Source organism: Moorena producens 3L, assembly GCF_000211815.1.
Lineage (GTDB): Bacteria > Cyanobacteriota > Cyanobacteriia > Cyanobacteriales > Coleofasciculaceae > Moorena > Moorena producens.
On record NZ_GL890970.1, the window covers coordinates 252,070 to 261,828 of the forward strand.

General features: G+C 44.3%; 11 protein-coding genes and 2 pseudogenes. 2 read left to right on the forward strand and 11 right to left on the reverse strand.

Features of this window, described 5'->3' with window-relative positions; translation table 11 throughout:
• Window positions 1-143: phycobiliprotein lyase (locus tag LYNGBM3L_RS37395; protein ID WP_161603204.1), on the reverse strand; the 143-nt coding region annotated here is incomplete at its 3' end.
• A 194-nt stretch (window positions 144-337) separates the two neighbouring features.
• On the opposite strand from LYNGBM3L_RS37395, the gene LYNGBM3L_RS44585 reads away from it, so the two are divergent.
• The gene (locus LYNGBM3L_RS44585; protein ID WP_154659960.1) at window positions 338-649 is read left to right on the forward strand and encodes a hypothetical protein; all 312 of its coding nucleotides are present in this window, start codon (window positions 338-340) and stop codon (window positions 647-649) included.
• On the opposite strand, the gene argF is transcribed toward LYNGBM3L_RS44585, so the two are convergent.
• On the reverse strand, window positions 610-1,530 hold the full coding sequence (gene argF / locus LYNGBM3L_RS29780; RefSeq protein ID WP_008190182.1) for an ornithine carbamoyltransferase: 921 nt from the start codon (window positions 1,528-1,530) through the stop codon (window positions 610-612). The two genes, LYNGBM3L_RS44585 and argF, sit on opposite strands and share 40 nt — an antisense overlap.
• Window positions 1,531-2,086: 556 nt before the next feature.
• On the opposite strand from argF, the gene LYNGBM3L_RS29785 reads away from it, so the two are divergent.
• Complete coding sequence (locus LYNGBM3L_RS29785) at window positions 2,087-3,721, forward strand: alpha/beta hydrolase (protein WP_008190184.1); 1,635 nt, start codon at window positions 2,087-2,089, stop codon at window positions 3,719-3,721.
• A gap of 204 nt (window positions 3,722-3,925) precedes the next feature.
• Here the strand turns inward: LYNGBM3L_RS29785 and LYNGBM3L_RS29790 are convergent, their stop codons facing one another.
• The 9 genes and pseudogenes from LYNGBM3L_RS29790 to LYNGBM3L_RS48030 form a co-directional block, all read right to left on the reverse strand.
• Window positions 3,926-4,219: a TroA family protein gene (locus tag LYNGBM3L_RS29790; protein WP_008190185.1), complete on the reverse strand. Its 294-nt coding sequence runs from the start codon at window positions 4,217-4,219 to the stop codon at window positions 3,926-3,928.
• Between the two features lie 84 nt (window positions 4,220-4,303).
• On the reverse strand, window positions 4,304-4,681 hold the full coding sequence (locus LYNGBM3L_RS29795) for a hypothetical protein (protein ID WP_008190188.1): 378 nt from the start codon (window positions 4,679-4,681) through the stop codon (window positions 4,304-4,306).
• Between the two features lie 185 nt (window positions 4,682-4,866).
• Window positions 4,867-5,133 (reverse strand): hypothetical protein, encoded by a 267-nt coding sequence (locus tag LYNGBM3L_RS29800; protein ID WP_008190189.1) that lies wholly within the window; start codon window positions 5,131-5,133, stop codon window positions 4,867-4,869.
• 224 nt (window positions 5,134-5,357) lie between these two features.
• Window positions 5,358-5,597, reverse strand: coding sequence for a hypothetical protein (locus LYNGBM3L_RS29805; protein WP_008190191.1), 240 nt, complete (start codon window positions 5,595-5,597; stop codon window positions 5,358-5,360).
• 49 nt (window positions 5,598-5,646) lie between these two features.
• Window positions 5,647-7,092: a PRC-barrel domain-containing protein gene (locus LYNGBM3L_RS35140; RefSeq protein ID WP_008190193.1), complete on the reverse strand. Its 1,446-nt coding sequence runs from the start codon at window positions 7,090-7,092 to the stop codon at window positions 5,647-5,649.
• Window positions 7,093-7,647: 555 nt separating this feature from the next.
• The gene (locus LYNGBM3L_RS29820) at window positions 7,648-8,028 is read right to left on the reverse strand and encodes a hypothetical protein (protein WP_008190197.1); all 381 of its coding nucleotides are present in this window, start codon (window positions 8,026-8,028) and stop codon (window positions 7,648-7,650) included.
• 422 nt (window positions 8,029-8,450) lie between these two features.
• A pseudogene (gene rimK / locus LYNGBM3L_RS29830) lies at window positions 8,451-9,227 on the reverse strand (30S ribosomal protein S6--L-glutamate ligase); the annotation flags it as partial.
• Window positions 9,228-9,365: 138 nt separating this feature from the next.
• Window positions 9,366-9,515, reverse strand: coding sequence for a hypothetical protein (locus LYNGBM3L_RS42120; protein ID WP_008190201.1), 150 nt, complete (start codon window positions 9,513-9,515; stop codon window positions 9,366-9,368).
• Window positions 9,516-9,517: 2 nt separating this feature from the next.
• Window positions 9,518-9,759 (reverse strand): annotated as a pseudogene (locus LYNGBM3L_RS48030) (hypothetical protein); the annotation flags it as partial.

Consider the following 9,759-nt stretch of genomic DNA (forward strand, 5'->3'; position numbering starts at 1 on the left):
ATCACAGCTGAGTCATCAGCCTCAAGGGCAACGATATCAATAGTTGACCGTATTTCCTCAAAGTGACTAAACGCTAAGTGATGACCGCTGCGTTGCGATCGCCAACGTCCAATAGAACGTTCTATAAATTCAGTAAGCTCCATCTGCTATGTGTAGTTTAATTTAAAAAAGTTAACAATTTTGTTTGCGTATAGCAGCTGAATGATCAGCGGGGGTGGTGTTGTAGCTCACGCAAATCTAGTAAATTAGAGCCTTTACCCGGATTTACATCTTCAGTTATACACCGTGGCTCCAATCCTTAAACATTAGTAATTGTAAACTTTTGTGACAGTTATGTTTGGAGACCAGAACTAGTATCAACGGAAACATAACAGTCAACTGTCAACAGTTAACCATCAACAGGATTTATAGCATTTCTCATAGTAATGAGGTACATAGGATTGGTTTCCGATTCCCGATTCCCGATTCCCGATTCCCGATTCCCGATTCCCGATTCCCGTTCCCCTCCTGGGAGGGGTTAGGGGTGGGTTCCGACTCCCGACTCCCGACTCCCTACTCCCGATTCCCGATTCCCTACTCCCGATTCCCTATTCCCTATTCCCTTACCATTCACTCAACCCCTAAAAGACTGACCAGTAAAGCTTTTTGAGCATGTAAACGGTTTTCGGCCTGGTCCCAAACACGCGATCGCGAGCCTTCGATTACCTGGTTTGTAATTTCTTCTCCCCGGTGAGCGGGTAAACAGTGGAGTACAATTGCTGATGGGTCGGCATGGTCTAACAACTGTTGATTAACTTGATAAGGCTCAAAAATTGGAATTCGCTCCTCAGCTGAAGCTTCCTGACCCATACTTGCCCAAACATCAGTATAAATTACTTGAGATTCCTTGGCAGCAGCTATTGGGTCATTGGTAACCATTACTTCTGTGCGGCTAGCTGCGGTTTTCAGGGCAAGCTCACAAATAGCACTATCAGGTTGATAAGCTGGTGGTGTGGCGACTCTGACATTCATTCCCATTAGAGCGCAGCCCAACATTAGTGAATGAGCGACATTATTACCGTCGCCAACATAAGTCAATGTCAAACCAGCCAGTGTTCCAAAGCATTCCTGAATCGTTAACAAATCGGCTAAAATCTGACAGGGATGCTCCCAATCAGTCAAAGCATTAATAATTGGAATCTTGGCATATTCAGCAAAGGTTTCCAACTGTTTTTGCTCAAAGGTACGAATTGCTAGAATATCCAAATACCGATCTAACACTCGCGCTGTATCTACTACCGGTTCTCCACGACCAACTTGGGTGACATTGGGATTTAAGTCAATCACCTGACCGCCTAGTTGGTACATAGCTACGGAAAAACTAACCCGTGTTCGTGTGGAAGCCTTATAAAACAATAATCCCAAAACCTTATTGCACCTAGGATTCCACTGACCTTTTTTTAACTTAGTGGCTTTATCCAATAGTTCCTGAATGTCACTAGCACTGAGGTCTGTGAAGCCTAGAAAATCGCGTCCTTTTAACGTATTCATGTTCTGTATTCAATGAGTAAACTAGTTTCCCATAGCCACAGTTATACACACAATTGCCCAGAAAACAAAGTGTACTATTTACCTGGAATGAGCACCTTATAGCTCCCCAGTTTTTGTTAAGATGCACCATCTTAAGACGCTATCATATTTATCTTAAAAAATCATAGCCATTCTCCCAAAAAAGACTAAAAAACTAGTTAGTCTTTTCTAGGAAAACAACCTTGAATCTTGGCTAGAGTTATTCACTCTACCACAAAATTTCGCTATAACATAATCCCAGTCTATTTAATCTAGCCCTAAATGTCATCAAAAATTGACAAATCCTTATTAAATAATACAAATGTCTGGCCCGATTCAGCACTAGGGAGTGGGGAGTCGGGAGTGGGGAGTCGGGAACAGGTAGTAGCGCTATAGTATTTACATTTGAGATGTGAACAAATAATGAAATGCGTTAGGGAACACAAAACTCCGGATACATAACAATATTAGGTAATACAGCGTTTTTTGTATTAGAAAAAATGACAATCTAGTTTTACAAATCATTTGGAAACCCTATATGTTCAGATTCGCAAAAGGTAAACCACAAACTAGACTAAGATGGCTGCTGCTGAATCTAGGATTGTTGGTCACCCCAGTGATGATTTATGCACCAGTTGAGGCAGCAGAGAAAATCTATATTTCCTATGGTCCAATCGAGTTTTCTCTACCGATCGCAGCTCTAGAAGTTTATGCGACAGTTGGCAAAGTTGAGCCATCCTTAGCTTTCTATGCGGGGTATGTAAAGCCGGAAGAATTCAAACAACTGCGGGAGGTCTTAATCACTCCCATTGATGTCACACCAGTAGCGATCGCTCAATTCCTCTACTCACCTCAAGGGGAAATAATTCTACAACGGGTAGGTGAAGTCATACAAACCAAAGCTCGTCAACCCGGTTTCTATGCCATTCGAGCTGCTTTAATCAAAGCCGCTTTTAAGCCAGAAGGGTTGACGATTTTGAATGTGTTGCAGGAATTTCCGACTTACGGCATTCGGATTAACTCACAACGGGGTTTTGAAATTATTGATGACTTATCGAAGCTGATTCAGCAAACCCAGATCGCCATTGCAGCAGTGGAACAGGCATCAGAGCAGGAAGCCGCAGCCCAGACAGAGCGAGGTTTATCCGATTTTTCCCTAGACTTACGGCAACCCGGTTCAGTCAACTATGCCAAGCAAACCATTACCTTCGATCACCTCAGCCGTCGCCGAGAGTTTCCCGTTGACTTGTATTTGCCAGAGTCCCCAAGGGAAGGGTTAGCACCAGTGATTGTTATTTCCCACGGACTGGGTTCAGAACGGAAGACATTTGAGTACTTAGCCCGTCACCTGGCATCCCATGGATTTGCTGTGGCTGTACCGGAACATCCAGGCAGTAATGCGGATCAAATACAGGCTTTGTTAACTGGTCTTGCCAAAGAGGCAGCTCCACCATCAGAATTTATTAACCGTCCTGTGGATATTAAGTTGTTACTGGATGAACTAGAAAGTTCCTTTAAAGGGCAGTTAAATTTGCAACAGGTGGGAGTATTAGGTCAGTCCTTTGGGGGTTACACATCCTTAGCTCTTGCTGGAGCCGAGATCAATTTTGAGCAATTGCAAAAGGATTGCGCTCCTTTAAATCAGGATACCTTGAATATATCCCTACTACTTCAGTGTCGTGCCTTTGACTTGCCACCACAGGACTATCAGTTATCGGATCAACGGATTAAAGGTGCGATCGCAATTAATCCAATTACTAGCACAGTCTTAGGAAAATCCCAACTTAGCGAAATTCAAGTGCCGCTGATGGTAGTCGCTGGTAGTGGTGATACCATAGCGCCAGCGTTACCAGAACAGATTCAACCCTTTACTTGGCTGACAACTCTACAGAAGTATCTAGTATTGCTCAAGAGAGGAACCCACTTTTCCACCCTCGCCCCATCAGAAGATGATGTCCCCTTACCTGAGGCAGTGGTTGGTCCTGACCCAACTATTGCTCAGGAGTATATGAAGGCATTGAGTTTAGCATTTTTCCAAACCTATATTGCTGGTAAATCAGAGTACCAAGCTTATCTGAGTGCTGCCTATGCTCAATCCCTTAGTCAAGAGCTGATGCCCTTGAGTTTGCTGACAATTCTCGATCCTCTGGTACGGGAAAAAGCGGGGTTGTAAGGTAAGAATTTAGCGGTCAGCGGTCAGCGGTCAGTGGTCAGTGGTCAGTGGTCAGTGGTCAGCTTATTTGATTCAAAAGCTGTTCGGTGTAGCCTGCCCTATAGGCATAAGCTAATAGCACCTCAAGTAGCACCATCTGTAGCGCTTAAGCTGGTAGCACCTCAAGTAGCGTGTGCGTAGCACATAAGCTGATAGCTTACTCAATTATTGATTTACAGCCCCACCTTTTGGACTATTTTCCGCTGAGGTCGCAGTCACAGGAGGGTTAGACTGATCAAAATTAGCCAAGTCTTGAAAAGCGTTGGCTAAAACCACTAGGGCTTGTTGGCGGTGCTTAACGCTTTCTTGTACTCCTTGGACTTGTTTTTCTAGTGCTGAAAGTTTTTTTTGGTTAGCTTCTAAGTCAGTTGCCAGATTCGATGGCACTTGGTTTTTAAGTTCAGATAGCTGACGTTCTAGCTGTTGAACTTGTTTTGCTATAGCAATTCTATCTCCCATGAGGTACAAAGGTATCCCCCGTTGGTCCCCCTTAAAAAGGGGGACTTTGAGGTTTATAACTGTACCTCATAAATTCAATAAACGCTATAGTTCTAATTCTCCCTGAGCCTCTTTCAATGACGTAATTTCTGTAGTTAGCTGCTTGAGCTGGGTATAAAAGAAATATCCTGTCCATGCTCCTGCTGCTCCCACCATCAAGATTAAAATCATCCAAATAGCGGTGAAGCGACCCATTTTTTTCTGTAGCTGCTTTGTTTCTTGCTCATGTTTCTTCTTATCGGACATGGCAGTCATTTGAAATTCCACCAATGCTTCAGCGACTTCTTCGATATGTTGCTGTTGGAGATTAGCAAGAGGATTGGCTGGGGTAACAACAGGAAGGGCTGTGTTGGGAAGGGCTTTGTTGTCTATAAAAAAATCGTTGATCGTGCTTTTTTCACTTAGATGATTGTTGTTAGACATGGCCTTGATTAGAAACTGTTTAGTGTTGAGGGTTGATAGCAAAGAGAACAGTGATTAGTTAGTAGGTAGTAGATAGTAGGTAATTTATGATCAACAATGGGCAAAATTAATTGAGTAATACTCTAGTGTTTAGTGTTTAGTGTTTAGTGTTAACCGTCAATAATTAATCAAAAAAGTTACCGGTTTTATTGAGTGTTTTTCCAGAAATTTACTGGTGCAAATTGCTGCTGCAACTGCTTGTAAGTCATAGCACCAAGGGGACTGATGGCAGCAATACTACCTCCTAGGATCACAATACTTAAAACCAGCAAGATTTGGAGCCGTTTCACTGAGGCTTCTAGGGCTTGCACCTCCTGTTGCAGCCCATTGATAACTCTAAGTGCTCTGAGGTCAGACCATATACTATCTTCTTGAAGAAATTCGCAATCGCTATTGTTGTCAGTCGTAATCATTGTTTGAATACTCCTTCAATAAAGGTTTCTTGCTACCTTCTAAGTGATTACTGAGTAAGCATTCAGCCGTTGGCCGTAGGCCAACGGCTGAGAGCTGAGGGCTGAGAGCTGAGGGCTGAGAGCTGAGGGCTGAGAGCTGAGGGCTGAGAGCTGAGGGCTGAGAGCTGTTCGCCTAGGGTGCGTGGCACAGGCTTCTAGCCTGTGAAGTAGCGCATATGCTTACATTACTGATCAGCGATCATTAACACAGAGATGATGTTCTGCAGAGAGCTCTGTTTTTCTTTTCTCTCGGATGCAGCGGTTTCTGCTGGTGTTTGGGGTGCAGTTGCTTCTGGTGAACTCGGAGTAGGTTTAGACTGAGAGTTTTCATTACCATCAGTAGCTAGAGATAACAAAGATGCGATCGCTAAAATACTTAGCACCATTGCAAATTGTCTAGTTACCAGTATTGCAACTTGTCTCATGGTATTTTTCTCCTTGAGTTGTATAGACAAAACACGTTGCTCAAATGAGTTAGTGCTTAAGAGCTGTTTCGGCAGATTCTGGTTCAGAACTAGCTTTGAGTGTCTTGTCTTTCTGAGCAGCGTCTGTAGTAGTAGGGGAGTCAGCACTCGGCAACTTTGTCTTTACTTGAACTAGTTTTTCCTTAGCCTGGTCAGTCAGCTGTTTAGTAGTTTGTTGTGCTTGACCAGCAACCTCAGAAAACTTATTTTGCCTATTCTCCGCTACTTTTTTAGTAGTTTCTTGCACTTGAGTGGTGACATCAGAAAGCTTCTGTTGAGCATTACCAGTCACCTGTTTAGCAGTCTGTTGCACTTGAGTAGCAATCTCATAAAACTTCTCTTGGGCATTGCCCGCTACTTTTTTATTGGTCTGTTGTGCTTGACCAGCGACCTCAGAGAGCTTCTGTTGAGCATTACCAGTTAGCTGCTTAGTGGTCTGTTGTGCTTGACCAGCAACTTCAGAGAACTTATTTTGGCTATTCTCCGCTACTTTTTTAGTAGTTTCTTGCACTTGAGTGGTGACATCAGAAAACTTCTCTTGAACATTACCAGTCACCTGTTTAGTAGTCTGTTGCACTTGACCAGCAACCTCAGAAAACTTATTTTGGCTATTCTCCGCTACTTTTTTAGTAGTCTGTTGTACTTGACCAGCAACCTCAGAAAACTTATTTTGGCTATTCTCCGCTACTTTTTTAGTAGTTTCTTGCACTTGAGTGGTGACCTCAGAGAACTTATCTTGAGCATTACCAGTTAGCTCTTTAGTGGTCTGTTGCACTTGACCAGCGACATCAGAGAGCTTCTCTTGGGCATTCCCCGCTACTGTTTTAGCATTTTCTTGGACTTGAGTCGCTAGCCCCTGAGCCCCTTCCATCAGCCCCGCCATATCTTCCTTGGTTTTGGCGTAGTCATCTTTCAAGGATTCAGCCGCCTGAGCAACTTTTTGGTTGATGCCATCGGTATACTGCTCAGCGTTTTGCACCATCGCCTCGATCGCCATCACTCGTTTACCCCCCACACTAGCGATGGCGACAGGGGGAAGTCGGTAGGTGCCATCAGTGACACCACGCCAGCCCTTGGAGCCAAAGATATACTCAACTACCTTTCCAGTTTGGGGGTCGAATCTATAGTCCACCAAAGTACCTGCCTGATTCCCTCCGTCCGTCCACAACTGATGTCCCACAATCGATTCCACTGATGGGGGTTTTTTCGGTGCGGTTTCCGAGTCAAGGTAAACTAGAATGCTGTCGGAGCCAATCGCCTCAATTTCTGCCCAAGTAAATGACCGTTTTTTGCGACCCAGCAGTCCTGACTTGCAAACCAAACCCAAAACTTTATGAGCCATTGGGTCGAGCCACAGCTCAGCTACCCGACCAATTTCTTCAGTGTTTTGGCGATTCAGTACTATCCGGTTGATTACATCACTGTGCTTAATGGCAGTTTCTGATTGTGTGTTCATCAACGTTCTCCTTAGTTTTAAATCAGAGTTTTTAGAGCAAATCTGGTAGCATCGGAGTTGTTAACAACTGGCATTTGCCTCAATTGACTCTTTCGATCTCCTCCTCCCCTCTATAGTCACGACATTAGGCATCAGCTGGTTGTTTAGGCCGAAACAGAGTATTTACTTAGAAATTCGGCTCCTTTGATTAAGCTCTGATGAAAGATTAATCAAACTTTGTGAACAAACTGTGAGGATGCTAGTGGCCTTGGGCGCTAAAAAAGCTTTTGAATGACGGATATCAAAGCAACAACAGAATTCTTCTGTAAGCAGAAAATTGTCAACTGCTTGACCAGATTTGTAAACTATTGGGTTGGTGAAAATTCCTAACTCAAGGTGTAAGCATTCAGCCGTCAGCATTCAGCCGTCAGCTTATTTTATCCAAAAGCTGTTCGGTGTCAGGATAGGCTGAGCCAGCGGTAAACTTTTCAGGACTTACGCATAAAGGCGTTTCTCGTACTTATGAGGTACACTCAATTTTATTCCCCCTACTCCCTACTCCCTACTCCCTGCTCCCTACTCCCTGCTGCCTTGCACTTGCTCCCCCAGCCACTTAGTAATTAGTTCTGGACAATTCTTCTTAAACCAACGCAGAGCAACAACTCTGAAGGCTGGTTTCGACATACGGGCAATTGATTTCATCATCCAGTTGAGGGAGCGAGATTGAAACTTTTTGTTGATCAGGTTGACTGAGCCGACATCGTAGAGGCAATCAAGGATGAGCTTCACGGTAGCTTCTTCCCTCTCTACTAAATGTTCCAGCAGCAGCAGGACATCATGCATACGCTCGTTTTGCATGCGCTCTTCTGCCAAGATTTTCGGCACCTCGACCAATGGTTCGGAAGATGTCATCATACTGGTGGTATCGATACTTGACTGTTCCAGGCTTGGATTCATTCCTGACACCCTAATCAATAATTTACCTATTTTCTAGTAACTATAACCTAGGATTGCGTCAAAATTGAATTGATCAGCATTAGGTACCCTTACACAAGCATTGGAAGAGTTTGCCACGAATCACGATCAAGCCCTTGATCATAGCTAGCGATCGCGCTTTTTTAGTAATCTGATTACTCATCTCATTTTTTCGGATTGCTTCCGGTAGGGGAAAAGAAATATAATCTGAGCATCCTAGTCCCAAGAAAGAGCAGAAGCAAGGATAGCTAATGAATAACCAGCCCATCCTCTCCCCATCATCGTCCATTTACCCTAGATAGCCAGTTAAGTTTGTAATCGCTGACTATCTCTACGGGGTCGGTCTTTCTCTGTAAAGGCTTGCTGAAAATTTAATCACAATTAAATCACAATTAAATCACAATTTAATACTTGATGCGATCGCGAACAGCTCCACTTCCAGGCCCACCTTTTTTCTCATTCGCAGCACTTTTTTCGAGAAATCCAATAATCTTCCCGGCCACATCCACCCCAGTCGCCTTTTCAATTCCTTCTAGTCCTGGTGAAGAATTAACTTCCAACACTAGCGGACCACGATGGGAGCGTACCATGTCTACCCCAGCTATGGGTAATCCCATGGCTTTAGCAGCACGAATTGCTGTGCTACGCTCTTCAGGGGTTAACTGGATTTTTTCTGCTGTTCCCCCTCGGTGTAGGTTCGAGCGGAATTCCCCTTCTGCTCCCTGTCGCTTCATTGATGCCACTACCTTACTATCAATCACAAGGCAGCGAATATCCATACCCCCTGCTTCTTTGATAAATTCTTGGACTAAAATATTGGCGTCTAAACAGCGATTGGCTTCAATAACGGACTTGGCAGCTTGATGGGTTTCTGCCAGTACCACCCCAATGCCTTGGGTACCCTCCAATAGTTTAATAACCAAAGGAGCACCACCTACCATCTCGATTAAACCGTCAATATCTTGGGTTGAATGGGCAAAGCCAGTTACGGGCAAACCAATACCTTCACGAGAAAGGATATGTTGAGAGCGTAGTTGATCACGGGAGCGGGAAATTGCCTGAGTTGGATTAGCACTAAAAACATCCATCACTTCAAACTGCCGTACAACAGCGGTGCCATAGAAGGTCTTTGATGCCCCGATCCGGGGAATAATGGCATCAAAGTTTTCTAAAGGTTTTCCCTGATCTAGCAGAAGTCAGAAGTCATTTGTCATTTGTCAGAAGTCAAACTCTTGCGCTTCTTGATGCAGTCGCTCATGGGGGAAACCCCCAAGACCGCGCTGCATCGCTTACAAAGGGTGTGAGACTTTTGTCATGTCCTAACTGCCCTGGCGACTGCTATACATTACCATTGGCTTGTGAGCTGTAATATTCAGGTAACAGCGCATATAGTCAATCACCCGCATTTCATGACCCCGCTTTTCCCCAGCATCCTTCAACCGTCGGGTAGAATATATAGCAATTCTCATAGCTATGAGGTACACAATTTCGGGATTTTAGGGAACAGCGGATCACCGGAACAGCGGATCTGGGAAGAAAGAAGAGGAAATAGGGAATAGGGAATAGGGAATAGGGAATAGGGAATAGGGAATAGGGAATAGGGATGCGCTGCATCAAGAGGTGCGCTCTTACTTGGCGAATTAAATTCGCCAAGTAAGAGCGCACCTAACAGGGAATCAGCTTCCCAGGACGACTGTACCTCATAACTGTGAT